The 26778-nt window shown below is 39.8% G+C and carries 24 protein-coding genes; 19 read left to right on the forward strand and 5 right to left on the reverse strand.

Annotated elements, in window-relative coordinates; genetic code table 11:
* The first annotated feature begins 6 nt into the window (after nt 1-6).
* From H6793_03685 to uvrB, 4 genes are read left to right on the forward strand one after another with little or no spacing between them, the layout of a single operon-like run.
* Nucleotides 7-972 carry a carbohydrate kinase family protein gene (locus tag H6793_03685; protein USN95401.1) on the forward strand — a complete coding sequence of 322 codons (966 nt, stop codon included), beginning with the start codon at nt 7-9 and terminating at the stop codon, nt 970-972.
* Between the two features lie 56 nt (nt 973-1028).
* Nucleotides 1029-2258, forward strand: coding sequence for a hypothetical protein (locus H6793_03690; protein ID USN95402.1), 1230 nt, complete (start codon nt 1029-1031; stop codon nt 2256-2258).
* Nucleotides 2259-2317: 59 nt separating this feature from the next.
* The gene (locus tag H6793_03695) at nt 2318-2920 is read left to right on the forward strand and encodes an LOG family protein (protein USN95975.1); all 603 of its coding nucleotides are present in this window, start codon (nt 2318-2320) and stop codon (nt 2918-2920) included.
* Nucleotides 2921-2938: 18 nt separating this feature from the next.
* Complete coding sequence (uvrB, locus tag H6793_03700; GenBank protein ID USN95403.1) at nt 2939-4897, forward strand: excinuclease ABC subunit UvrB; 1959 nt, start codon at nt 2939-2941, stop codon at nt 4895-4897.
* On the opposite strand, the gene H6793_03705 is transcribed toward uvrB, so the two are convergent.
* Nucleotides 4894-5835 (reverse strand): alpha/beta fold hydrolase, encoded by a 942-nt coding sequence (locus tag H6793_03705; GenBank protein ID USN95404.1) that lies wholly within the window; start codon nt 5833-5835, stop codon nt 4894-4896. The two genes, uvrB and H6793_03705, sit on opposite strands and share 4 nt — an antisense overlap.
* A 90-nt stretch (nt 5836-5925) precedes the next feature.
* On the opposite strand from H6793_03705, the gene gatC reads away from it, so the two are divergent.
* The 9 genes from gatC (at nt 5926) to H6793_03750 (ending at nt 15031) form a co-directional block, all read left to right on the forward strand.
* Complete coding sequence (gene gatC, locus H6793_03710) at nt 5926-6219, forward strand: Asp-tRNA(Asn)/Glu-tRNA(Gln) amidotransferase subunit GatC (GenBank protein USN95405.1); 294 nt, start codon at nt 5926-5928, stop codon at nt 6217-6219.
* A 3-nt stretch (nt 6220-6222) separates the two neighbouring features.
* Nucleotides 6223-7647, forward strand: a complete 1425-nt coding sequence (gene gatA, locus H6793_03715; protein ID USN95406.1) for an Asp-tRNA(Asn)/Glu-tRNA(Gln) amidotransferase subunit GatA — start codon at nt 6223-6225, stop codon at nt 7645-7647.
* A complete protein-coding gene (locus tag H6793_03720; protein USN95407.1) occupies nt 7648-8055 on the forward strand; it encodes a hypothetical protein in 408 nt (135 codons plus the stop codon). It begins immediately after the preceding gene.
* The gene (gatB, locus tag H6793_03725) at nt 8052-9512 is read left to right on the forward strand and encodes an Asp-tRNA(Asn)/Glu-tRNA(Gln) amidotransferase subunit GatB (GenBank protein ID USN95408.1); all 1461 of its coding nucleotides are present in this window, start codon (nt 8052-8054) and stop codon (nt 9510-9512) included. The genes H6793_03720 and gatB overlap by 4 nt, the downstream gene beginning before the upstream one ends.
* The gene (locus tag H6793_03730) at nt 9509-10393 is read left to right on the forward strand and encodes a UTP--glucose-1-phosphate uridylyltransferase (GenBank protein ID USN95409.1); all 885 of its coding nucleotides are present in this window, start codon (nt 9509-9511) and stop codon (nt 10391-10393) included. Before gatB ends, H6793_03730 begins: the two co-directional genes overlap by 4 nt.
* A gap of 13 nt (nt 10394-10406) precedes the next feature.
* On the forward strand, nt 10407-10670 hold the full coding sequence (locus H6793_03735; protein USN95410.1) for a hypothetical protein: 264 nt from the start codon (nt 10407-10409) through the stop codon (nt 10668-10670).
* Nucleotides 10670-11077: a YtxH domain-containing protein gene (locus H6793_03740; GenBank protein USN95411.1), complete on the forward strand. Its 408-nt coding sequence runs from the start codon at nt 10670-10672 to the stop codon at nt 11075-11077. Before H6793_03735 ends, H6793_03740 begins: the two co-directional genes overlap by 1 nt.
* Nucleotides 11078-11089: 12 nt before the next feature.
* Nucleotides 11090-11359, forward strand: coding sequence for a hypothetical protein (locus H6793_03745; GenBank protein USN95412.1), 270 nt, complete (start codon nt 11090-11092; stop codon nt 11357-11359).
* Nucleotides 11360-11422: 63 nt separating this feature from the next.
* Complete coding sequence (locus tag H6793_03750; GenBank protein USN95413.1) at nt 11423-15031, forward strand: DNA polymerase III subunit alpha; 3609 nt, start codon at nt 11423-11425, stop codon at nt 15029-15031.
* A gap of 23 nt (nt 15032-15054) precedes the next feature.
* Here H6793_03750 and H6793_03755 read toward each other — a convergent pair whose 3' ends face one another.
* Both H6793_03755 and H6793_03760 read right to left on the reverse strand, forming a co-directional pair.
* Complete coding sequence (locus tag H6793_03755; protein ID USN95414.1) at nt 15055-15930, reverse strand: CAP domain-containing protein; 876 nt, start codon at nt 15928-15930, stop codon at nt 15055-15057.
* Between the two features lie 20 nt (nt 15931-15950).
* Entirely contained in the window at nt 15951-16445 is a 495-nt protein-coding gene (locus H6793_03760) for a TrmH family RNA methyltransferase (protein ID USN95415.1), read from the reverse strand.
* Between the two features lie 68 nt (nt 16446-16513).
* Here H6793_03760 and H6793_03765 point away from each other — a divergent pair, with 68 nt between their 5' ends.
* Nucleotides 16514-18118 carry a type II/IV secretion system protein gene (locus tag H6793_03765; GenBank protein ID USN95416.1) on the forward strand — a complete coding sequence of 535 codons (1605 nt, stop codon included), beginning with the start codon at nt 16514-16516 and terminating at the stop codon, nt 18116-18118.
* Here H6793_03765 and H6793_03770 read toward each other — a convergent pair.
* A complete protein-coding gene (locus tag H6793_03770) occupies nt 18115-19248 on the reverse strand; it encodes an NADP-dependent malic enzyme (GenBank protein USN95417.1) in 1134 nt (377 codons plus the stop codon). The two genes, H6793_03765 and H6793_03770, sit on opposite strands and share 4 nt — an antisense overlap.
* Before the next feature lie 162 nt (nt 19249-19410).
* On the opposite strand from H6793_03770, the gene H6793_03775 reads away from it, so the two are divergent.
* The 4 genes from H6793_03775 (at nt 19411) to H6793_03790 (ending at nt 22835) form a co-directional block, all read left to right on the forward strand.
* Nucleotides 19411-21327, forward strand: a complete 1917-nt coding sequence (locus tag H6793_03775) for a hypothetical protein (protein ID USN95418.1) — start codon at nt 19411-19413, stop codon at nt 21325-21327.
* Nucleotides 21328-21412: 85 nt separating this feature from the next.
* Nucleotides 21413-21865 carry a 50S ribosomal protein L19 gene (gene rplS / locus H6793_03780; protein ID USN95419.1) on the forward strand — a complete coding sequence of 151 codons (453 nt, stop codon included), beginning with the start codon at nt 21413-21415 and terminating at the stop codon, nt 21863-21865.
* 63 nt (nt 21866-21928) lie between these two features.
* On the forward strand, nt 21929-22489 hold the full coding sequence (locus H6793_03785; GenBank protein USN95420.1) for a ribonuclease HII: 561 nt from the start codon (nt 21929-21931) through the stop codon (nt 22487-22489).
* Nucleotides 22482-22835: a YraN family protein gene (locus tag H6793_03790; protein USN95421.1), complete on the forward strand. Its 354-nt coding sequence runs from the start codon at nt 22482-22484 to the stop codon at nt 22833-22835. The genes H6793_03785 and H6793_03790 overlap by 8 nt, the downstream gene beginning before the upstream one ends.
* Before the next feature lie 9 nt (nt 22836-22844).
* Here H6793_03790 and H6793_03795 read toward each other — a convergent pair whose 3' ends face one another.
* Nucleotides 22845-25412 (reverse strand): M1 family metallopeptidase, encoded by a 2568-nt coding sequence (locus H6793_03795; GenBank protein ID USN95422.1) that lies wholly within the window; start codon nt 25410-25412, stop codon nt 22845-22847.
* 137 nt (nt 25413-25549) lie between these two features.
* Between H6793_03795 and nusA the strand changes: the two genes are divergently transcribed.
* The gene (nusA, locus tag H6793_03800) at nt 25550-26704 is read left to right on the forward strand and encodes a transcription termination/antitermination protein NusA (GenBank protein USN95423.1); all 1155 of its coding nucleotides are present in this window, start codon (nt 25550-25552) and stop codon (nt 26702-26704) included.
* Nucleotides 26705-26778: the final 74 nt, after the last annotated feature.

Consider the following 26778-nt stretch of genomic DNA (forward strand, 5'->3'; position numbering starts at 1 on the left):
AGTAATTTGAAGAAAGTACACATTGTATCGATTGGTGCAGCTGTTCAAGATGTTTTTTTGCAAGGCAAGATATTCAAGCCAGTTAAAGAAGAAGACGGAGATTTGGTCAATGAATTTGATCTTGGAACAAAAAATGAGATTGAGGGAGTAGTTCATAGCGTTGGTGGTGGTGCAACCAATGCTAGCGTGACATTTTCTCGGCTAGGATTAAATAGCTGGTATATGGGTAGAGTAGGAGACGATATAGCCGGTCGAGTGGTGCTAGAAACCTTGGCGCATGATCACGTAAACACAAGCCTTGTATGGTTTGCTAAGGACACTGGTACTGGTTATTCAACATTACTGCTGGCTCCATCTGGGGAGCGGACCATCTTAACTTATCGTGGCGCTTCATCGGAGTATAACTTGACTTCTACTCGATTTAAATCGGTAAAGCCAGATTGGTTTTATGTTAGCTCGTTATCAGGTGATATGGATGCATTGGAAGGAATAGTGAATTATGCTAAAAAAAAGAAAATAAAAATTGCTATTAATCCTGGCAAGGGAGAGCTGAAGCAACATGCTCGATTTAAAAAAATGCTACCTTTCTTTGAAATATTGAGTGTTAACAAGGAAGAAATGGAGCAATTATTTGGTACTGCAGATTTATTTACATTAATGAAACGAGCCAATAAAGACGTACCGATAGTTGTAGTTACTGATGGGGCAAAAGGTTCGTACGTAATACACGACTCTAAAATATACAAGGCTGGAATGTATAAAGATGTCAAAGTGATTGATAGAACAGGTGCTGGCGATGCGTTCTGTAGTGGTTTTGTGGCCATGGTGGCTATGAACCAGACAATAGAGACGGCTATTACATACGGAAGCGCAAATTCAACTAGTGTAGTTGGACATATCGGAGCAAAAGCCGGTATCTTGAAGTCTAATAAATACTTAGATGAAATGAAAATTCAAATCATTGCAGTTTAGATTTTCGTTTTTGCGGACTTAACTTGCTTATGGTAATCTAGTTACAGATGTCCAAAATGCTATCACAACTATTAGGCGCGAAAGAGCCAATGTTTACAATGAGCCTTAGGCAACTTGAACAAGCAAGCGGAAATCCTAGCGCTGATGTTCGATTAACTGCTGAAATTATTGGTAGCATTCGCATGAAGACTTCAGAGCTTGGTCTTGACCCAGATGATACATCGCCTCGTGAGCTACACTCTGCGTTATTAGCTAAGATTGATGACCACAATAAGAGGTTAGTAAGAAGAATTGGTGGCGATGATCCAAATGATGCGGTTAAACTAATGCCATTAATGCGACGAGCATGGGAAAAGGTAGATGTTGACAAAACATGTTGGGTACTTAAAAAGTCAGTAGCTAAAGCAATGCTCAAGAAAACTCCACCAACCCAAATAATGAAACATCTTGGGTATCGATCAATAGACAGCATGATCAAACACGAAAATCTTGGTGAGGTATATGGCGCTTTGCGGTTTGCTGAGACTCCAGAATGGTTGAATAAGTTCAACGAACAATACAAGACACTAAAACCAACAGATTTTGAATCTCGAAAGATTGAAGTTATCGAAATGGACATTGAACGCTGGGGCGACATCGCGGCGCCGTTTATTCACAAAAAACGCCACAACATTACTCATCTTAAAGAACTAGGCGTAATATTAATGCTTCCGATTACAGCTAAAGCTAACCTGAGAGGTATAGCTATATTTACCTTGCCTCTTCTTTTTCATTATTTACAAGAAATCCGATTATATTCGGCTTTCTTTAAATTAAAGCAAGTTGAACCAAATTTTGGCAAAGTGATTGTTGATACGTTGATCGCTGATCCAAGCAGTGGTGCAATTATGAGTGGCAATAAAATACACTGGCGAGTTATACAACGATATTTTGGTAAGCTCGAAAAGGAAAAACATCCTGAAATATTTGAGCCACATGTTCAGCCGGAGGATTTACATTGGCGCCGTGCCGAGGATATGTTATATGATCTTGATCCAGACTTGGGTTTTTGGCGTGATATGGATTATGTGGGTATTCTAGATACAGATAAACGACCAGTAACCTTAAATATGTTGGATGTAGCGGCCAGTTACGTGAATGATTCACCGTATTCCAAGAGAGCAATTTATCACTTTAGAGAATCTTTATGGAATGAAATATTTATACGGTACATGGGCCAGAAGAACCTTGAAGAACAGGTTTTAGCTCAGCTTGACAATGACGTAATTAAGCCGGAAGCCTTATGAGCTACTTATTTAGACCAGATCCACATCCTTCTGTAAAGACTACGGATGACGGAAGCCACCTGAGTTTTACGATTTGTGTATCTGGCGCAGCTGATGGCGATACGGTAGATCAGTCTGCTGATCTCGCAGAATTGTTGGGAAAATCTATTGCTAAACATGGTCATATTCTGACAACCGGCGCAACAGTAGGCTTGCCATCTTATGCCGCCAAAGGTGCTAAATTAGCAGGAGGCATGAGCATCGGCTTTTCGCCTGCCTCATCACTAAGAGAACATCTGAAAAAATATAGGTTACCTTTTGAATATTTTGATTTTATAAATTTTACAGGTATGCAGTATGTTGGGAGGGATTTATATTTAGTTCAATCTAGCGACGCTTTAATTACCGTTGGTGGCCGTTTTGGAAGTTTGCACGAATTTATTTCTGGTCTTGAAGCAGGCAAACCGTGTGGGGTGCTGATGGGTAGTGGTGGCGCAGCTGATATCATTCCGGAACTTATGAAATCACTCTCTCCACCTAAAAAGAGTTTGGTAATATTTGATACAGATCCGAATTCTTTAGTAGGCAAAATAGAAGACGTACTTGAAGAGCAGTACAGCGATATTTATGAGGCATATAATAAGAACATAAGTTTCGGTAGAAGTAAACAGGCAGGTGGTTAGCTGTTATAATGGTTTGTAGTGAATAAATTTAAACTATCGTCAAGCTATAAACCAACCGGAGATCAACCAGAAGCCATCAAGAAACTAGTAAAGGGCTTGAATAATGGCATAAAAGAGCAAGTCCTTCTTGGAGTGACTGGTTCCGGGAAGACTTTTACGATGGCTAATGTAGTGGAGCAGTTACAAAGACCAACACTTGTATTAAGTCATAACAAAACCCTTGCAGCTCAGCTTTATAATGAGTTTAAGAACTTCTTTCCTGATAATGCAGTTCATTATTTTGTTAGCTATTTTGATTATTATCAACCAGAGGCGTACATTGCTCGTAGTGATACCTATATCGAGAAAGACAGCCAGATAAATGAAGAAATTGATCGTTTGCGACACGCTGCTACCGACTCTTTACTGTCTCGCAACGATGTTTTGATTGTAGCAAGTGTCAGTTGTATTTACGGTATTGGATCGGTAGATGATTATGGGGGATTATCTCAGGTGGTTAAAGTGGGAGAAAGACGTGTTCGCGACAAGCTCATCAGGCAATTAACTGATATACAGTATCAACGCAATGATATTGATTTCCATAGAGGGACGTTTAGGGTGAGAGGGGATGTAGTAGATATCTTTCCTGCTAGTGAAGAAGTTGCTTACCGTATTGATTTTTTTGGAGATGAGGTCGAGTCAATTCATAAGTTGGATCCACTGACAGGCGACATTTTGGCTAAACCACAGAAAGTAGCTATATATCCAAGCTCTCATTATGTTACATCTAAAGATAAGCTCAAAGTAGCCTTAGGTAAAATTCGTAATGAATTAGATGAACGGCTAAGATATTTTAAGAGCAATGGCCAGCTACTGGAGGCTCAACGGCTTGAGCAACGAACGAATTTTGATTTAGAGATGCTTGAAGAAACTGGTTTTGTGAAAGGCATTGAGAACTATAGTAGATATTTAACAAACCGTGAATCGGGGGAACAACCGGCAACGTTATTAGATTACTTTCCGGATGATTTTCTGATGTTGGTTGACGAATCTCATATGACCTTACCTCAGGTTCGGGGGATGTACAATGGCGATCGTGCTCGCAAAGAGGTATTGGTAGAACATGGATTTAGGTTACCCAGTGCCCTTGATAATAGACCCTTAACTTTCATAGAATTTGAAAGGCATATCAACCAAGTTATTTATGTTAGCGCCACCCCGGCAGATTACGAACTTGAGCGAAGCGAAAAACCTATCGAGCAAGTTATTCGTCCAACTGGATTACTAGATCCAAAAGTAGAGGTTCGTCCGGTGGCTGGGCAAGTTGATGATTTGATTGCGGAAATTCGTGATACGATTACTAACGGACATAGAGTGTTAGTAACAACCCTAACCAAACGAATGGCAGAAGATCTAACAGATTACTTGCAAGAAATAAATATTAAAGTAACATATCTGCATAGCGAAGTCGATACTCTTGAAAGAACAGACATATTGCGCGATTTAAGGCTTGGCGTTTATGATGTTTTGATTGGGATAAATCTACTCCGTGAAGGTATTGACTTGCCAGAAGTAAGTCTTGTAGCAATTCTCGATGCCGATAAAGAAGGATTCTTAAGAAGTGAACCGGCTTTGGTGCAAACTATTGGTCGTGCGGCTCGTCATCAAGAAGGGCGAGTTATTATGTATGCAGATGTTGTAACTAGGAGCATGAAGTTGGCACTTGACGAAACTAATCGTCGGCGTCAAATTCAAGAAAGATACAATAAAGCTCACAATATTACCCCAAAAAGTGTATCTAAAGCGATTGATGAGCGTATTTCACAAGAAGAAAAGTCTCAAAAGCCAAAACTTGATCTGAAAAAGATTCCAAAAGACGAGTATGCTCAATTGATTCGCGAACTAACAGGTCAAATGGATATCGCCTCGGCTAACCTGGAATTCGAAAAGGCGGCCGACCTTCGTGATCTAATTGCGGAGATTAAAGCTAAACTCTAGGCTACAAGTGGGCGCTCGGTTATATCTGAAGATTCTCTTAATAAGTCTGCGTATTCACGAGCAATTAGTGAAGGGTGAGTGATTGGCGAGGCATGACCAACATCGTCAACAACCCTAAAGTTGTCAGTGCTATTGGCGACCTGTGAAACGACTTCTTTGAGATCAAAAAGTTCATCATTTCTTGCCTGTAATATTGCCAATTTGACAGAAGGGTCTAGTTGGCTAATGATATTGCGGATATCGCATTTACCGACGATTATCATCTCGCCCAAGGTAAGTATTGGATTTCTAACAATATGTTTTAAGCAGTGTAGGGCATCACCCGGCGATGGCTTAAACTCGTCTAGCTCAAGAATATCAGAAGCTAGACGCCCTAACAATTTTGGAACTCCAGGCGCTAGCGTTCTTGGCGAATGCTCAATCAATCCAGCCGAACTAAATAGTGTTAAGCGTTCAACTAATTGCGGTTTGTGGTGAGCGATGTGTGTACCAATATATCCACCCATTGAATGACCGAAAAGATTTACCTTCTCATCCAAGCCATGATCAGGCAATGCGCCGATGGCGCCTCTAACAATTTTGGACGATAATGCCATAGGGTTGAATAGATGCGATGGATGCAATGAAGCTCCTATTTTTTGAGTGCGTGAAGGTTTACATCTTAAAGTAATCAATCCTTGTTGTTCAGCCATGGCTTTAGCTAATCCTCTGTAGGCTGGCTCGGAGCCCGCAAAGCCGTAGACGATTACATTAACCGTATCATCAACAGGGTTATCCGGTATTTCAAGAATATATCGACTATCAGTGCCAGCAATTGGAACTTCACCTTCAATAGTCTGAGAACTAAAAACACCCTCTTGTAGTAGAGGGTGTAAATCCAATTCAGGGTTTGGTTGATAGTAATCTGATGTTATTTGTCTTTCATCTATCGCTAACATAAGCACTTCCTGGTAGCTTATGCTTTTATCTTAGACCTATAATTTGATATTGACAAGAACTTTTTATCGATTTTTGTTATACTTTAGTAAATGGCAGAGATAACAGTTGATGATGTATTAAAATTGGCAAGGCTTTCAAAAATCCAACTTACCACCGAAGAGCTGAATGAATTTAGTAAAGAACTCCAACAAATTATTAAGTATGTCGAACAATTGTCTAGTGTGGATATAGACGGATTAGAGCCAACTTCACAGGTTACCGGATTGACTAATGTAACAAGAGAAGACGAACTTATTGATTACGGAGTTTCAGTTGATGATTTATTAAAGAATGTACCTAACCTAGAGAATAATCAAATTAAAGTGAAGCGAGTGATTGAATAGATTATGAGCAAACAATGGTTGTCTATTGCTGAAATTGCTAAGCGAGTTCAGTCTCAGGAATTGAGTGCACTTGAATTAGTTGAGGATTCATTAAAGCGCATAGATAGAGCTAAAGAATATCAAACAATCGTAGCGCCTATAGTATCTCGGTCAAAAAAACGAGCTAAAGAAATTGATAATGCCATAAAAAAGGGGGAAAAAGTCGGTAGATTAGCGGGTGTACCCTTTATTGCAAAGGATAATTTCTTAGTTTTTGGTGCTAAAACTACTGCATCAAGCAATATGCTAAAAAACTTTGATGCTCCTTATCAATCGACTGCAATTGAGAAGCTTGAGGCGGAAGGAGCGATCTGTGTTGCTAAAGCTAATCTTGACGCCTTTGCTCATGGGTCTAGTACTGAAAACAGCGATTTTTTTACGACAAAAAATCCTCATGATAAACAACGAGTTCCTGGAGGTTCTTCAGGGGGATCTGCTTCGGCTGTGGCGCTAGACCTAGCGCCCTTTGCTTTGGGAACAGATACAGGGGGTTCGATTCGTTTGCCAGCTAGTTTTTGTGGAGTTGTAGGCTATAAACCAACATATGGTTTGGTTTCCCGTAGTGGGGTGATTGCGATGGCTAGTAGTACCGATGTCATTGGTCCAATTACTAGAACGGTTGAAGATTCAGCATTAGTGCTAGATGTTATGGCTGGCAAAGATAATCTAGATAGCACAACCATTGAACGTGATAAAAATTCATATGCTGACCTAGTTAAACAAGAAAAACTTCGAATAGGAGTGGTTAAGGAGTTTTTTGAAGATGGTCTAGATGAGAAAATCAAGAAGAATATCAAAGAGGCTATTTTAAAGATCGAGAAGCAGGGTCACAAGATAGTCGAGGTCAGCTTGCCTTCAATATCATTATCACTAGCTTGTTACTATATTTTATGCCCAGCCGAAGTATCAAGTAATTTGAGTCGTTATGATGGTTTGCGCTTTGGTCATCATGCTGAAGGGGCAAAATCATTAAACGAAAGTTACGAGTTGTCTCGTTCTCAAGGATTTGGAAAAGAAGCAAAAAGAAGAATTATGATAGGAACATATGTTCTAAGTAGCGGATACTATGATGCATACTATAAAAAGGCGCAGACTGTACGTACTAAGTTGATTGGTGAATTCAATAGTGCATTAAAAGAGGTTGATGTATTGGTTGGCCCAACTGCGCCTAGGGTGGCCTTTAAGATTGGCGAGAATATTGATGATCCGTTGGCGATGTATCTGACAGATATAATGACAGTAAGTGCTAACCTTGTAGGTGTTCCAGCAATTAGCTTGCCATCGGGGAGTGTTGATGGTTTACCAGTAGGACTCCAGGTTATGTCTGCACAGAATACCGATCGTCAATTATTATCTTTTGCAAATCAAATAGAAGGAGTAATTAAATAAATGAGTTTTGAAATGCTGGTAGCGGTGTTGATTGGTGTATTCGTGGTGCTTGTAATAGCCTTTTTGGTAGTTAAGTTTGCGCCAAAACGGACCAAAAAATCTAATTTCCAGACAAAATGGAAGAACATTATCAAATACTGTGCCCATAAAGAAACTTGGCCTTCAGCACTTTCCCATGCTGATGAACTACTCGAGGAAGCATTATCCAGACGCCGATACAAGGGTAAAAATATGGGCGAGAAACTAGTATCTGCTCAAAAAAAGTTTTCAGATAATGATGGGGTGTGGGCTGCTCATAAGTTGGCAGTTAAAGCAAGTGCGCATCCGAAGATGAGGTTGAAGGAAAAAGATGTCAAGGTGGCGCTAGCAAGCATTAGACAAGCATTGAAAGATCTCGAGGTTTTATGAATTCTGTCTTACAACCTTACCTAATTAAAGGGTATCTACCAACAATTGGTATTGAGTGCCACGTTCAACTAAAGACTAAAACCAAGCTTTTTGCGGGCGTTAGCAATGATGCACGAGACGCCCAACCAAATACACTTATTAGCCATATTTGCTTAGGCATGCCAGGTGCCTTGCCGGTTTTGAATAAGTCTGCTGTTGATTTGGCTATGAGGGCGGGTTTCGCCTTGAATACTATCCCTCAATCGTTTAGTAAGTTTGATCGCAAGCACTATTTTTACCCAGATTTGCCCAAAGGGTACCAAATTACTCAATTTGATCAACCAATCATTTTAGGTGGCCACGTTGATATAGAAGTAGACAGTAGGAAGCATATAATCGGTATCACTCGGGCGCATCTCGAGGAGGATGCTGGGAAGAACTCTCATCCTGAAGGCAAGGATTATTCTTTGGTTGATTTAAATAGAGCAGGAACTCCATTACTGGAGATTGTATCTGAGCCAGAAATTCATTCAGCAACAGAAGCAAAAGCTTACGTTAAAGAGCTTCATTTAGCAATGAGGTATGCAGATGTTTCAGATGCCGATTTATATCAAGGCAATATGCGCTTTGATGTTAATGTTTCAGTTAGTAAAGATGACACATTGGGCACTCGTACTGAAACAAAAAACCTAAACTCCTTTAAGAGTGTTTATAAAGCTGTGGAGTATGAGATAAATAGACAGATCGAGATTCTCGAAAAAGGTGACGTGGTTATTCAGGAAACCAGGGGATGGAATGATGCTAAGCAAAAAACATATTCTCAACGCTCTAAGGAAGAGGCTTATGACTATAGGTATTTCCCAGAACCAGATTTGCCACCAGTAGTACTAACAAAAGAACAGATTGAGTCTGTAAAACAAGGTATGAATTTTACTCCAAACCAACTAAGGCAAAGGCTTAAGAAACTAAATTTATCTGGCTCAACAAGTGAAACTATTGTTGATAATCTTGTTCCTGGCAGGTTCATGTATCAAATTATGGATATGGCAAATTTAGAACAGGCCAAAAAAATCGCCAATTGGCTAGCATCTGATGTTCAGGCTATGGTTGTCGCTGGGACCATTACCTGGGAGGATATTAAGCTTGACGAACAGTCATTTATTGCGCTGTGTACTTTGGTTGAGTCAAATCAGATAAGTTCAACTAGTGCGAAGGTAATTATTGAGGATCTTGTAAAAAATGGTGGTGATCCATTGAAAATTGCTAAGGATAGAGATTTGCTACAGGTTTCTGATGAAGATGAGTTAGTGGAGCTTGTAAAAACGGTACTGGATAAGAATACTAAGGCCGTACAAGATTTAAAGTCTGGGCAGGATAAAGTTATGGGATTTCTAGTCGGACAGGTAATGAAAGAATCAAGAGGCAAAGCGAATCCTGGTCTTGCAAAGCAACTTATTTCAAAGGAGCTAGAACAATGACCCATAACCAACCAGTAAAAAAAGCGGTCATCGCGGCTGCCGGTTTTGGTACAAGGTTCTTACCGCAAACAAAAGCCATGCCCAAAGAAATGCTCCCAATTATCGATAAGCCGGTTATTCAGATGATTGTAGAGGAGGCTGTCCAGGCTGGAGTTACTGAAATTATTATTGTAACCGGAAGCACAAAGCGAGCTATTGAAGATCATTTTGATCGAGCCGTTGAACTAGAAGACGAACTGATCGCTAAGGGTAAAACTAAGGAAGCAGAGCAGATAAAGCAAATAGCAGAAATGGCTAACTTTGTGTATATACGACAAAAAGGAGAGCCACGCGGAAATGCTCGACCAGTACTAAATGCCTCCCGCCTGCTTGGCGACGAACCATTCTTTGTATTTTTTGCAGACGATTTCTTTAGATCAGAGGTGCCTCGTGCTGTTCAGCTCCTAAAAACCTATCAAAAAACAGGAAAATCCGTGATTTCAGTGATTGAGGTTGACAGAACAGACGCCGATAAATACGGCATGGTTAGGCTGGGATCAAAGATCGATGAGTCTACATATGAAGTTGAGCAGTTAGTCGAAAAACCTGGTATTGATAATACACCGTCAAATATTGCTTCTGTAGGCGGGTATTTATTAACGCCAGATATTTTGCCAATTTTACAAGAAGAAAAGGTTAGTGCTCGAGGCGAGATTGAATTATCCGAAGGAATTAATCAGTTGTGCTCCAAAAATTTAGTGGCTTGCAGGCAAATAGAAGGCGTATATCATGATACTGGCAATAAATTAAAGTATCTTGAGGCACTGGTTGATACGGCACTGTCACACACAACAATATCTGATGAGTTTCGAAGGTATCTTGTAAAACGTCTAGAAGAGTAGTATTATCCTTAGTATGGACGCATACGAAATATTGGTTGTTATACTCTCGGTAACTTTAGCTATTTTACTTGTTTTATGTATTATTATTGCCGTTTATGTAATCAAGTTAATGAAAAAGATCCAGATTATTACCGACAAGGCAAATGAGGTTATGGATGATGTAGAAGTTGTCAGTAGCTATTTTAGAAAGACAGCTGGCCCAGTTGCAATTACGGGAATATTTAGCAATATTGTTTCGAAAGTAGCAGAAATGACTAATAAGAAAGGATCAAAATAATGTCTAGTAATAATGGAAGTAAATTTGCTGTGGGCGCTATGTTGGGCGTAGTAGTAGGTTTAGTGGCGGGCATACTTACGGCTCCTAAGAGTGGAAAAGAAACCAGAAAAGACCTCAAAGACACTGCAACAAAAGTCTTTGCTGAGGCAGAAAAGAGACTAAAAGTTTTATATAGTGAACTAGACGTTCTGATTACAAAAGGAAAATCTAAAGCCGGTGATTTGTCAGGCAGAAGCAAGGAAGAACTTGACAAAGCTTTAGATGTCGCTCAAAAAGCTCAAGTAAAGGCCAAAGAGGTAATTAGTGCAGTTCGTGGTGGCGAAACCACCAATCCAGAACTAGAAAAAGCGATTAAGGAAGTAACTTCAGCAAAGAATCAGCTTAAAAAGTACCTTCAATCATCATAACAAAACAACTACATGAAAAAACAAAAATCAGCCTTAAACAACAAGGATGCTCAAGTTGCTTCTAGAGCTCTAGAGGTTTTGTTTACGACACAGTATGTTAGTCGTCGACAATTATATAAAGAGAATTTTCTTAGAGGGATGTTCTTTAGTGCCGGAACCATCATTGGTGCTGCAATAATTGTGGCACTGACAGCCTGGCTGTTATCATTGTTCAACGAAGTTCCAATTATCGGCCCAGCTGTCAATACGGTGCAACAATCAATCGAAAAAAGTCAGCAGTAATACGTTGTAATACAAGCCTTAGATATCGCTTAGTTCTGAACTTTTTATTATACTAAAGGTTGCATGGGAAATAAGATTGTTGCTAGTGATTATGTTCATTTACATAATCATACACAGTATAGTTTACTTGATGGCTTAACAAAGCTGCCAGAATTATTGGATTTTGTCTGTGACTCTGGTATGCAAGCCATCGCCATGACCGATCATGGCACTCTTTCGGGTGCGATCGAATTCTATAAATTAGCACAAGCAAAACAAATCAAACCGATAATTGGCATAGAAACATATGTTGCTTCGCGAAAACATACTGACAAAGACCCGGTAAAAGATAAGCAGAGATATCATTTGATTTTGCTGGCAATGAACAATACTGGCTATCAAAATTTAATGAAGCTTAGTACTATTGCAAATCTCGACGGGTATTACTATTTCCCACGGATTGATCATGATTTACTTGAACAATATAGCGAAGGGGTCATCGCATTAAGTGCGTGTATGGGGGGTGAGCTTGGCGACGCATTGAAGAATGGACAATACAAAACAGCCAAACAGATTGCTACGTGGTACCAGAAAACTTTCAAAGATCGGTATTATTTGGAGATCCAGGATCACGGACATCCAGATAATCCACTATATAACGAAGAGCAGGGAGAGATTAATAAGCAAGTTCTTCAAATCGGTAAAGAATTGAACATCAAAGTGGTGGTCACCTGTGATGCTCACTATCTGAAACACGAAGACCAAGACGCTCATGAGGTATTGTTGTGTGTTGGCACGGGATCATTATTATCTGACGAAAAACGTATGTCATTGAAGGAGTTTCCGCTTCATGTTACTGACCCTAAAGAAATTATTAAAAGGTGGGGAACAGAACATCCTGAGGTAATTATAAATACCAAAGAAATTGCCGATCGTTGCAGTGTTTCGATAAAGCTTGGCGATATTTTGATACCAAAATTTCCTGTCCCCAAAAAAGAAACCGAAAAGACCTATCTGCACAAGTTAGTTTACCAAGGTTTAGCTTGGAGGTACGGGAATCAATCTTTTGAAAAATCAAAAGAGTTAGGAGTATCCAAGGCTCAGAAAACCTTACCTGACAATATTGCCGAAAGAGCTTCATATGAATTGAAGGTCATAGATACAATGGGTTTCAATGGGTATTTCTTAATAATTTCCGATTTTATTAATTGGGGGAAAAACCAAGGTATTGTTTTTGGTCCAGGTCGTGGAAGCGCGGCAGGATCGATTATTGCCTATGCCTTGCGCATCACTGAGCTTGACCCGATGCAATACGATTTGCTGTTTGAGCGGTTTTTAAACCCAGATCGTATTTCTATGCCAGATATCGATATAGATATCCAAGATACTCGCAGAGATGAGGTTATACAATATTGTGTTGAGAAATATGGCTCGGAAAGGGTGGCGAATATTGTTACTTTTGGTCGTATGGCTGCGCGAAATGCTGTACGTGACACCGCAAGGGTACTAAATGTTCCATATGCTGATGCCGACAGGCTAGCTAAGATGATTCCACCTCCAGTTCAGGGGCGACACATACCTCTAAAAAAATCTCTGGAAGATAATTTTGAACTAAAATCAGAATATCAAAATAACCCAGTCGCCAAGCAAGTCTTTGATTTTGCCACTCAACTTGAAGGAACAATAAGATCTCATGGAGTTCATGCGGCGGGCGTTGTAATTGCACCTGATGATATAGTGAAGTATGCCCCACTTGAGAGGGCGCAAAAGGGGGTGATATCTACTCAATACTCAATGGGGCCAATCGAGGAGCTGGGGTTGCTCAAAATGGATTTCTTAGGACTTTCAAACTTATCGATAATAAAAAACGCACTGAGAATTATAAAAAAGGTTCATGGTAAAGATATTGATATCGACAATCTGCCTTTAGACGACGATAAAACATACAAACTATTACAAGCCGGCGATACAACAGGAGTATTTCAGTTGGAGTCAGCGGGTATGAAGCGTTATTTAAAAGAACTAAAGCCTTCGCAGTTTGAAGATGTTGTAGCGATGGTTGCTTTGTATCGACCGGGACCTATGCAGTTTATTGATGAATTTATCGGACGAAAACGTGGAACAATGAAGATACAATATCCTCACCCTTCTATGGAAAATGCATTAAAAAACACCTATGGAGTCTTAGTTTATCAAGAACAGGTTATGCAGATAAGCAAAGAGGTTTGTGGCTTTAGTGGTGGTGAGGCTGACACATTAAGAAAGGCTATTGGCAAGAAGAATGCTGAACTGATGGCCAAAATGAAAGATAAAATGATTGTTGGTGGCCAAAACCAATCTGGAATCAGTAAATCTGTAATGGAGAAGTTCTGGAAGCAATTAGAAGATTTCGCTGCATACTGTTTTAATAAATCTCACGCTGCTTGCTATGGGCTCATTGCCTATCAAACTGCATACTTAAAGGCACATTATCCTTCGGCCTTCATGGCGGCATTGATGACTAGTGCTTACGGTGATACTGATCGATTAGCCATAGAGATTAAAGAGTGTAGCAATATGGGTATAGAGGTTTTGCAACCAGACGTTAATGAATCGTTCTTAGAATTTGCTGTTGTTCCAGAGTCATTGCAAATCCGATTTGGGATGAGTGCTATAAAGAATGTTGGTACGAATGCGGTGGAAGAGATATTAAGAGTCCGACAACAAAACAGAAACTTCAAAACAATCGATGATTTTTTTGCAAATGTAAACCCAAGTATAGTTAATAGAAAAAATATAGAGAGCTTAATTAAGGCTGGCGCATTCGATAGTTTGGCAGATAGATTGCAGTTACTTGATAACCTTGATTTGATTATGGCTTTTGCTTCAAAGATTCAAAAAGAACAAAATAGTGGCCAAACCGATCTATTCGGTAACTTAGATGGTGAATCGGCTAGACCAGAATTAACACTTGGTCCAATTGTTGGTTCCTATAATTCTAATGATAAATTATTTTGGGAGCGAGAGTTATTGGGCTTATATATTTCTCAGCACCCACTTGATGCATACAAAAACATTCTTGCCGAAACTACAGTTGATATTAAACAGATCAAGCCAAGTCACGACTCTAAAGTAGTCGCAATAGGAGGATCGGTAATTGATGCCAGAGAGATTGTAACCAAAAGTGGCCAAAAGATGGCATTTATTCAGCTGACTAACGGAGAGAAAGAAATTGAGCTAATAGTTTTCCCTAGCGTGTTTCAGCAAACTATTGGAATATGGAACAAAGATACTGTTGTTATTGTAAAAGGAAAGGTTTCGGCAAAAGATAAGTCTGGAGTAATAGGTGACGACGTCAAAATAATTGTTGATGAGGCCAGGCAGGTTACGTTAGAGCAAGCCGAGGCATACCAACCCACCGGGCGCAAGAAACGTACTCCTAAAGAGTCACGGATTAAAATGAAAGAGGTGAAAAGAACAATTAAACCGGAACAAAAATTATACATTAGACTTCACGATGCATCGGATAATGCTAAGCTTATTGAATTGAAAGAGATTGTCTCCTTACACAAAGGCGATTCTGAGGTTATTTTAGTTCTCGGTAAAGAGTCTAAAAAACAGGCCATAAAACTACCATTTAAAATAAACATTTCGGATGAAGTTATGGAACAATTAAAATATTTGGTTGGGGAAGAGAATATTGCAATAAAGTAGGTATATCTAGCCTAGGACCATAGTTATAAAATTTGCCCTGCCGAACGTAGCATAATGACCCCTAATGCAATCAAACAGATTACCGCACTATCGAGTAAGGGGTGTTTTATTATGAACTTCTCTCCCTTTTTTATTTTTTTTCTAAGGCTACTACCATGCGCCCCTGCGAGATACATTACAGACACGCCTATAATCGCTCCTACTAAATAGATGCCCCATGTCGATCCAGTGTATTTATTGGCATTTAATACTGACTTACTATCGCCTAAAATATGAGTCTGATTGGATTGAGTACTACTAACTGAGCCAGGAGGCAACGGATCAGCATACATCGCAACTACTACTGTTGAATGACCACTTTCGTTAAAGTTGTTACTATCAGCAATACCAAAACCTACTTCCGTAAAATCCTTATCAAGGAGATTGCGCTTATGTGACTCACTTTTCATCCAGCCATCTATTGTTGAGGCGCTGTCATTGAATCCGTATGCTAGATTTTCTCCAGCTTTTTGGTATTGATAATTTTCATTTGCAATAAACACCCAAGGGTCTTTACCTTCTGGCGTTTTGTGCGACCAGTAGTTTCGGTTAACCATATCCTCTGCTTTGTTTTGTGCGGCGTTTTGCAGTTGAGGATTAATTGTTAGAGCGTTCTCACCCGTAAGTTGACGTTGTGTATTAGTTGCACTTAGTAACTGCTGGGGAGTTATGTTTGAGTACGCGCCTAATACGGCTTGGTTGCTTTTTTGGAAAGGACTAAACAATACAATGATTAAAAAACCAATACTTGCAAAAAGCGGAATAAATGGGTAGTAATGCTTTAAATATTCTTTGGTGTGACGATGATTTGGTTTTAAGTTATTGTGTTTTTTTGTTTTTGGCGACTTGGCGCGACTCATGGTTTAACTATACAACAAGCTTAAGCTTCTCGCAAGACAAATAGAGCAATAGCAGTAGCTTGGGCTACATTAAAGGACTCTTTTTGACCATACATGGCAATCTCAACAATATCGTCACATTGGTTTAATAGGTCGTGAGGGATGCCGTCAACTTCAGTGCCAAGTAGCAGGGCACATTTAGTTGGCGGTTGGTAGTCATTTAGTTTTATGCTATTACTAGACTGCTCTAGTCCAATGATTGTATACCGATCATTTTTTAGCTTTCTTAGTAGTTGCTGGAGGTTATCTTCATAGCTCCAAGAAATGGAATTTTCTGCTCCAAGGGCTGTTTTCTTGATTTGATTAGTAAGCTTTTGGCTGATATGTGGCAAACGTTGATCAGAGTCAATGGTAGGGTACGGCGTAATCCCAGTCAGGTAAAAATGACTAACTCCAAATCCATCTGCAGTACGTAACAAAGATCCAACATTGTGGGTACTTCTAATGTCGTTTGCTATTATTACAATGTCACGCATTCACATAGTGTATCATTTGTGTTTAAATAGAGACATATGAATGTGGTTCAGATTGGTGGGTATGAACAATGAGTCAAGATGCTCGATTTGATGATGAACAGTCAACTTTAAAACGTGCTCGCATATTGGGATTGCCATATATCGATACCTCTCAAATTACCAATAAAATTCTGTATAAGGATGTCTTATCCAAAGATGAGCTTTACAGATTACGAATTATCCCTATTCAAGCAGACTCAAATTCAATTACTTTTGGTATCACTAATACAACATCTCAAACTACAATATCTAGCTTCAAGCAACGATTTTTAGACCAACAAACAAATTTTGCGTTAATTTCTGATAGTGGATACAGAGAATATATGCGTCTATATGATCCTCCACGGAAGGTAGAATACGAGGATATTAGTATTACTAACGCCGGAACCGAGGATCTTATTCAGAGGGTTTCTCAAATGCTTGAACAGGTACGCGCTGATGACATGTTGGCTTATCTAGTACATCAAGCTCATAAATTACAGGCATCCGATATTCACACTGAAAACCAGCGAGGATATGTACGGATTCGATTCCGAATCGACGGTGTACTCCACCCAATAGCAAGAATGACTCCAGAGAAATATCGAATTTTAGTTTCTGCTATTGCTAGCTCGGCAAACTTATCGACCCAGGCGCCAGATGCTCAACAAGGTCATATTGCCCAAAGAGTTAGGATGGCAGATGGTGCGGATGTGGATGTTAACTTACGAGTCGAAACCGTTCCAACAATCCATGGCATGGATATAGTTATGAGGCTGTTTAACTTAAGCCAAGATATGTATAATCTCGATAAATTAGGACTTAATCCCGAGGAAAGAAAAATAGTAGACGATATTATTGCCAAACCAACTGGCCTTGTTCTTGTTGTTGGGCCCACCGGCTCTGGAAAAACCACAACTCTTTATTCGATGCTCAATTCCCTTAATAATGATAGCCGAAAGATTATTACTATCGAAGATCCGGTTGAGTATCAGTTTGAGGGATTAACTCAGATTCCAGTCAATAGCAAAGGTACACAAGAAGTAAATTTTGCCGAAAAATTGCGGGCTGTATTACGTCTTGACCCTGATATCGTAATGGTTGGTGAGGTGCGAGATATGGATACTGCTAAAACTGCATTGCAAGCCTCCTTAACAGGTCACCTAGTGCTATCTACCTTCCATGCTGGTTCAGCCTCTGCAGCTCTAACTAGACTGGTTGATGTTATTGGCGCTAACCCGTTATTTGCATCTGCAATTCGGTTAGTTATGGCGCAAAGACTAGTTAGAAAGTTAGACGACAATACTAAACAGGCCTACACGCCTTCTGATAAAGAGAAAGACTATATATCTAGGGCTTTATCAGATTTGCCTGAAGACTTTGAAAAGCCAAATCTAAGTGCGCTACAACTTTACAAACCAGGTTCGTCTGCAGATAATCCTTATGGCTTTACAGGACAACTCGCCCTAAGAGAGCAGTTTATTATGACCGGTGAAATTTTAAAATTAATGCAAAACAGTAGCTCTGGCGCAACGACACAACAAATTGAAGAGGCAGCCATAAAGAGTGGCATGAAGACAATGCGTCATGACGCAATTCTTAAGGTTTGTGCGGGGCAAACTACGCTTGACGAAGTGATTCGTGTGCTTGGTTAAACAATAACCTTGGCAATTTCTGGCACTAACCGTTTATCAAGAACTGATGGAATAATTTCGTCAGGTGTTGGGTTTTCAACCAGACCGGCAATTGTTTTAGCTACAGCAAGCTTATGCTCGTCTGTAATTTTTTGTACTTTATTATCTAGTGCTCCCCGAAAAATACCAGGGAAAGCTAGGGCATTGTTGACTTGATTAGGGAAGTCACTTCGTCCAGTAGCGACAACTGATGCCCCGGCAGATTTAGCCTCGTCTGGCATAATTTCTGGGGTTGGATTAGCCATTGCAAAAATAATCGGATCGTTGGCCATGGTTTTTATATGTTCAGCGCTTAGTAAGCCACCTTTGGATACGCCAATAAATATATCAGCATTTTTTAGTGCATCCTCTAAGCTTCCGTTAACATTATTTTTGTTAGTAAATTCAAGCAGTTTTTTCTTTTCGTCATTAAGGTCGGTACGCTCTTTGCTGATGATACCTTTGCTGTCTACGGCTAAAATTTCGGGGTTGGCGTATAATTTAATAAGTTTAATTATTGCCGTACCAGCTGCGCCCGCTCCTACAACAACGATACGTGAGTTATCTAAATTTTTGTTGGTGATTTTAATAGCGTTTATCAGTCCTGCAAGTACTACAATTGCTGTACCGTGTTGATCATCATGAAAAACCGGGATAGATAGTTCCGTTTTTAGTCTATCTTCTACCTCAAAGCAAAGTGGGGCAGAAATATCTTCAAGATTAATTCCGCCAAAGCTAGGGGCAATTGCTTTAACTGTGGCGACTATCTCGTCTGCCGAGTGAACATCCAAAACAATTGGCAGAGCATCAATGTTTGCAAAATGCTTAAACAACATAGCCTTGCCCTCCATAACTGGTAGAGCGCCCTCGGGGCCAATATTGCCAAGCCCTAAAACAGCCGAACCGTCACTAACTACAGCCACTGTATTATTAGTCCATGTATATTCAGCTGTCTGTTCTGGATGGAGGGCAAGATGGCTACTTACCGCTCCTACTCCAGGGGTGTAGTATGTACTAAGTTGATCTTTAGTATCTAAACCATCTTTAAGTTCGATTGAAATCTTACCCTTTAGTTGTTTGTGTAGTTGCAGTGCTTTTTCTGAATAGTCCATGACCTATATTGTAACTCCTTAGGATAAATTTGTGTATCTATTAACACAATAGAGTCCTCAATAATATTAGCAACCCTAATAGTATGAGTTTATTAAATATCAGCAAATGAATTTAATTGTAAAAATGAATTATGTATCTCTCCCCATGCTAATATATACCTAATGTCAGAAAATCATTTATCTCGCCAAGGTGCTCAATTCCTCCATCAGCAATACAGTACACTACATCAATCAGACCCAGTCAATCAAGAACAAATAAGAAGAGCTAGAAGACTAAGCCATGATCTAGAGGATTCCTTTCTACCAGAAGATATAACTGAGTCTGAAGCTGTAAGTACTATTCCAGCTCACGAACTAGATTCAGAAGTACACACCAAGCCTATAGATAAAATAGATGACTGGATGAAAGTACTAGAACGTACTCATCAAGGTCATCGTGATGACCCAAGAGTACTAGAACGTATTAAGAATAGTTACCATAGACAATATGTTATCAAGCCAGAGCAAGTTCCAGAGTCTGCCTTTGCACTAGAAGCTCAAATAGCCAGGAATATGGGTTATGGTGATATACCAATAACCGATGAGTTCAGACAAGCTAAAACAAAAGAAATTATCTCTAACCAAGAAGAAAGCCTAGATCGTTGGGTAGACTATCTTTCCAGTCCTGATGCTGTCTACCCAATGTGGCTTAAGTACTGGGCATTTACTAGCATTACTAAAATGGGCAAACTAGAAAAGAACACAACAACTGATGAACATGGAGTAGAACACGAAACAACTCGCTTTGCTAGACGAACAGAAGATACTGTATCTCCATTCCCACCACTCAACCCCAGAGCTCTAGCTTTAACCCTTTCAGCTATTGAAGCTAAGGCTAGCCAAAGAGGAATACCTAAGAAAGAAAGACAGCCAATCGACAATACTAGTACTAAGCTAAACGACAGTGACTTTGCTCAACTAGTATCTTCTGAAAGCTTCTCTAAGTTGTATGCTCAGTTCTTATCTGAACTACCAGCCTATTCAACTGAAGGACTTAGAGAAACCAGAGGACAATGGGTTAAGTATGATCAAGGTAGTGATGCCCAACCCTTAGTAGATAGCCTAGAAGGTCACCCCCTAGAGTGGTGCACAGCAGGTATAGAAACTGCCAGGAATCAACTATCTACAGGTGACTTCTATGTTTACTATTCTATTGACCAAGACGGTAACCCAACAATACCTAGAGTAGCTATTAGGATGCAAGATAGCTCTATAGCCGAAGTAAGAGGCATAGCCCCCGACCAAGAAATAGATCCATTCATTGCTGATGTGGTAAGCGAAAAGATGCAAGAATTCCCAGACGGTGAACAATACCAAAAGAAAGCTAGCGATATGAAGCGACTCACCGAAATCGATGAACGTAAGGCCGGTGGTAGTGAACTAACAACAGAGGACCTAAGATTCCTCTACGAAATAGACAATCCAATTAATGGCTTTGGCTATGAAAAAGACCCAAGAATCGAACAACTACTACAAGACAGAGACACTCGCATGGATCTTTCTAACATTCTAGGTGTACCACCACAACAAATTAGCTTAACCCAAGAAGAAGCCCTTAGTGGAACACCAGAACAACCAATCGTTTACCATTATGGAAACCTTGATCTATCTAGCCTGACCAGCGCCGAAGGACTAACTTTGCCAAGTAGTATTAGTGGAAACCTTGATCTCTATAACCTAACCAACGCCGAAGGACTAACTTTGACAAACAGTGTTGGTGGAGACCTTATTCTCTCTAACCTGACCAGCGCCGAAGGACTAACCTTGCCAAATAGTGTTGGTGGAGGTCTTTATCTCTATAACCTAACCAGCGCCGAAGGACTAACTCTGCCAAACAGTATTGGTGAAGACCTTATTCTCTCTAACCTGACCAGCGCCGAAGGACTAACTCTGCCAAACAATATTGGTGGAGGTCTTAATCTCTCTGGCCTGACCAGCGCCGAAGGACTAACCTTGCCAAATAGTATTGGTGGAGACGTCTATTTGTACAATCTAGCTAGCACTGAAAAGAAGCTCTCCGCCAAGCCAGACCAGACCTAAATATTATCTAGAATACGTATCTCTTAAGGTGTAATATCGGTAATAGTGTTGATGTGAGTAAATAAATAGTGTACAATAAGGTCTTATGCAATCAGTAATTCAGAAAATTGAAGAAAAATATAAGAAACATCAAGTAGTTGATGTACGTTCTGGCGATACAGTACGTGTTCATCAAAAGATTAAAGAAGGCAACAAAGAACGAATTCAGGTTTTTGAAGGCTTGGTAATCCGAACAGATCGAAAAAATAGCCATACCTCACGAATTACTGTTCGTCGGGCAAGTGGTGGTATTGGCGTAGAGAAAAGCTATCTTCTTCATTCGCCGTTAGTAGTAAAGGTAGAGGTTGTTAAAAGAAGTAAAGTTCGCAGAAATTACTTAACCTATATGCGCAAGCTAACAGGTAAATCTGCTCGTTTAACTGGCGTAGATTTTGACAAAGAGGCCGTCAATAAAATTGAAGAAAAACCCGCCGAACAACCTAAGACTGAAGACAAACAAGATTCTAATTCAACTGATAATACAGAAGCAAAAGACTAAATAAACCTAAATTGCCATAAATCAAGATCACCGATATGGTGATCTTTTGATAGTATATATGTGATGATTGGAATAGATGAAGTCGGCAGGGGTGCATGGGCAGGGCCTTTGTTAGTTGTGGGGTCGCGACGTAAGTCAGGCCATACTATTGCATGCAAGGATTCCAAGATGTTAACAAGGAAAGGTCGTGAAGAATTATTCAAAACTTTTGCTATGTATTACGAATTTGGTGAAGGTTGGGTATCTGCCGATGAAATTGACCAATTGGGGTTGAGTAATGCCATGCGCCTAGGGGTTGAAAGGGCACTCAAAAATCTTAAAGCTGAACTAAACGAAAAGATTATTATGGACGGTAATATCAATTATTGCCCGGAGGAGTATACCAATACGACATTTTTAGTAAAGGCGGATAACGTTATTAATGAAGTAAGTGTAGCTAGTGTTTTTGCTAAAGTTGTGCGCGATAGATATATGTTGCTTGAGTCACACAAATATCCTAAATATTACTTTGAGAAAAACGTAGGTTACGGAACTCAAAAGCATCGGCAAGCTCTTAAAGTTTTTGGATTGACAAAAATTCATAGGCGATCCTTTGCGCCAATGAAGGGAATGATAAATGACTAACTATTCTACTGGGCATTACGCCGAACAAGTCGCTAGTCAGTACCTGAAAGGCCATGGTTATCAGATAATCGAAACAAACTGGAAGACTCCTAAATGCGAGATTGACGTCGTAGCTAAACAAAACGGAGCGATCTATTTTTTTGAAGTAAAATATCGGCGCACTCACAACCAGGGTGCCGGACTAGATTATATTACCTCTAAAAAGCTTTCTCAAATGGCTTTTAGTGCAGAGATGTGGGTGCAAACAAATAATTGGCGAGGTGATTATCAGCTTGGCGCAATCGAAATGAGTGGGGAGGAATTTCAGATTGACAACGTCGTTCTGGATATCTATGGCAACCGATAAGGGTATGGATTAGTGCTGTAATTTGAAATAATCAATAATCTTTTGACGGTCTCTCTTGCGCCAGGCAACACGAGCCTCAATATCTGCAAAACCAATTTTGATGTTGCGTTCTAATGTTTTGTTATCAAGCTTTGGTTCAAAAAACTCGTGGTAACGTTTTTGCCACTTTTCATCATTCATAGCATTTGCGGTATACACAGGCAAGAAATCGAAAGCTTTACTTTTAGATAGTGTTTCTTCAAACCATAACCAGTTTTGTTCCATAAATTCCCATATAGTTTCTCGGGTGTGACGATTGCGCAAAAACATGGCCATCCAGCGCATAATATCTTGTGGTCGGACAAAGCCGTCTTGGCCGAGTGCTTTAGATATTACTTTGTGTGCGACTTTGGGGTCTTTGGTACTCGACAGCCCACTGGTAATATCGGTTTGAACCTCAGAACTGGCTTGTTGATATTCATTGATTAATTTATCGATTACATCAGGAGATCCATAACGAACTGCCGAACTTAAAATTGTTGGTCTAATTTCAGCATCAATATCGGTTATTGATGAAACTTGGTTGTATTTGCCTAGAGCTTCACTTATCGCTGGCTTATGCTCTCCGGCTATCATGTAGGCAATCATTGTATGGCGTAACTGCTTGGTGTTAGGGTTATCTCTGGGTTGATCATCCCAGCCCAGTTTTTTGTACCAATCGCGAGCAAGCCGAATGCGGAGCTTTTTTAGCGCATCTTCGGTAGCCTGATGACCTTCGGTTAACTGGAGTACGTATCCTAATGTTCTGCTAATAAGCGCCCAAACACTATCGCGATCTTCTTTATGGCAATCAGATATTAATTTGACGGTAGTTAGAAGTGAATGAGTTCCTCCTCTTGCCAATAATAAACTATCATTAATGAGATTAATCCTAGTAACGGCATCAACGGTCATGTTGGCGATTGAACTAGCTAGAAATTCTTGATCTTCTTGGTCTTCGTATTCAACGAAGTAGTGACCACTACCATTAATATTTAACAAAATTGGCGAGTTCTTAAGATGGTTAATATTCTGGGCTGGCTTGCTTAGTAGTTCATGAGAAAGATTTTCGTTAGCAAGTAGTGGAATAGGCCATAGGGTGCCATTCGTAGCCTCATCTAGAACGAATCTTTTCTGAGATAAGCTAATGATATTGTTTTGATGATTAATTTTAACCACTGGCATACCAGATTGTTCAATCCAGGGCGTCATGAGTTTAGATATGTTTTTGTTGCTAGATTTAGAGAAAGCCTCCCACAGATCCTCGCGAGAAGTATTGCTATAGGCGTGTTTTTTGAAGTATGTGTTTAATCCTTTTCTGAAGGCCTCTTCTCCGATGTATTCGCGTAACATTTTCAGAAGTCTACCACCCTTGGCATAAACAATACTCGGATCAAAGAGGGTGTCTATTAATTCTGGGTCGGTTACCTTAACACCAACAGGCTGAATATCTTTATAGATATCTCGATTAGAAGTTGTAATGACATCTGTTGACGTGTAGAACTCCCATTGTCGCCAACTAGGATGCAGTTCATCTAGTGCGATATGCTCCATGATGCTGGCGAAACTTTCATTCAACCAGAGATCGTCCCACCATTTCATAGTTACCAGATTGCCGAACCACTGATGAGATAGTTCATGAGCAATTACTAGGGAGATATATTGCTCGCTACTTATTGATGGGTTGTCTGGATCGCTAAGCAGAGCAACTTCCCTATAAGTGATTAGTCCCCAGTTTTCCATAGCGCCAGCATCAAAATCTGGTAATGCTACCTGATCACATTTCTTAAGAGGATACTTTACTCCAAAATATGCTGTGAAAAACTCCAGCACTCTCACTGCTTCATCAACAGAGTAGCGTAGCTCTTTTTTTGGTCTTGCTAAACTGGACCAAGTACGAACTATAACACCGTCTTTTGTTTTGCTTTCAACGCTGTGCATAGGGCCAGTGACAAATGCAAGCAAATAAGTAGACATTTTTGGGGTAGTTTCAAAGATTGTTGTGGTGCGATTTGCAATTGTTTTTTGTTTAGAGACCGGAGTATTAGACAGTACTACATCTTTACTATCTGTTGTTAAGGTTAGGTCAAAAGTTGCTTTGGCAATTGGTTCGTCGATACAAGGGAAGGCCTCTCGAGCATAGTGACTTTCGAATTGAGTAGCGATGATTGTTTGAGCCTTACCCTCATACTCAAATTTCGATGGATATATACCCAACATGCTGTCAGTAATTTGGCCTTCAAACTCTAGTTCCAGTGTATAATTTCCTGCGTATAGTTGATCTTTAGAGTGTAACCGTACTTCGTCATAAGATTTGTGACACAGTATTCTAGAAAGTTCGATTTCTTGATCCTCGTTTTTGTTGTGTTTTATGACTTTAGCAGACGTTATGCGTAAATCTCTTTGATGCAATGTAATCCTTTGACTAGGTCTGCCAACTTTTTTCCCAGTAATAACAACCACACCCTTAAATTTTAAGTTTGTTTTATCAATATCTAGAGTTAGTTGATAGTTATTCGGTTGAAACTGTTCGTAGAGATGTCGTAATTTTTTGCTCATTGTTATAGAGTATCATAAATGCAGTCATCGAATTGATTTACTTTTGACAGCAGGAGTTTTTTTAAGTTATAATGTTTGTTGTAAACGTCGACCGACAGGTCGGCTTTTTTCATAGTTTAGTTAAGAAAGGTAGAAATATGGATTTAGATGTAAAACAAATGGCTATAGCACTAAGAGCTATCGCAGAAGAGAAGAACTTGCCAGAAGAGACAGTGCAAGAAATAGTCGAACAAGCACTCGCGGCTGCTTACAAAAAAGATTACGGGGACAGAGAGCAAGAAGTAAGAGTTAGTGTAAATTTACACACAGGTGATGTTGATGCATACGTCACTAAAACCGTTGTCGATAAAGTAGAAGATGAGCAAACCGAAATTTCATTGACCAAGGCTCAAGCTATTCGCAAGAATATTGCAGTTGGCGACACACTAGAGCTACATCAAGATGTTTCAACATTTGGACGAGTCGCAGCTCAGACAGCCAAACAAGTTATATTACAGCGTTTACGTGAAGCTGAAAGAGAAATTATTGTCAACGAATATCAAGACAAAATTGGAACAATCCTTAATGGTATTGTGGCCAGGATAGAGGGTCGTTTGATTCGTGTTGATCTTGGAAAGGCACAAGGAATTTTACCAGCAAGTGAGCAGATTCAAGGTGAACACTACTATCCAGGGCAAAGATTAAAAGTATTCTTAAAAGACGTAGAACGTGGCTTAAGAGGGCCACAGCTAGTTTTGTCACGGGGAAATAGTGAATTTATTGAATGGTTGTTCAGGGCAGAGGTTCCAGAAATGGAAAGCGGTGCTGTTGAAATTAAGGGTATTGCTAGAGAGGCAGGGGTTCGCAGTAAAATCGCAGTTTCAAGTACTGTTCAAGGTGTAGATCCGGTAGGAACATTTGTTGGTGGTCATGGAACTCGTGTAAATGCTGTGATGAGTGAAGTTGGCGAGCAAGAAAAAATTGATATTGTTATTTGGGACGATTCCACGAAAGAGTATATTATTAATGCATTAAGTCCAACAAAGGTCAGTAGTGTAGATATTGACGAGGGACGCAAAAAAGCTACAGTAAAGGTGCCCGAAGATCAGTTAAGTATTGCAATTGGTAAAAGTGGTCAAAATGTTAGACTTGCTAGTAAACTTACTGGTTATGAAATCGACATCGTAGGAACAAAGGAAGAGCAGAAGGAAATCAAAGAAGAGCCCAAACAACCACCAAAGTTAAAGAAGAAAAGTGAACTCGAGAGTAGTTTACTAGAGGCAATAGAAGAACACGGCGAAGAAAGTAATTAGCACTCTTGACTTGCGAGTGCTAATTTAGTTATACTAAAAACAGCGATTTTGCGCTACATATAATTTAACGAGGG

The organism is Candidatus Nomurabacteria bacterium (genome assembly GCA_023898625.1).
GTDB lineage: Bacteria > Patescibacteriota > Saccharimonadia > Saccharimonadales > JAGQNJ01 > HK-STAS-PATE-36.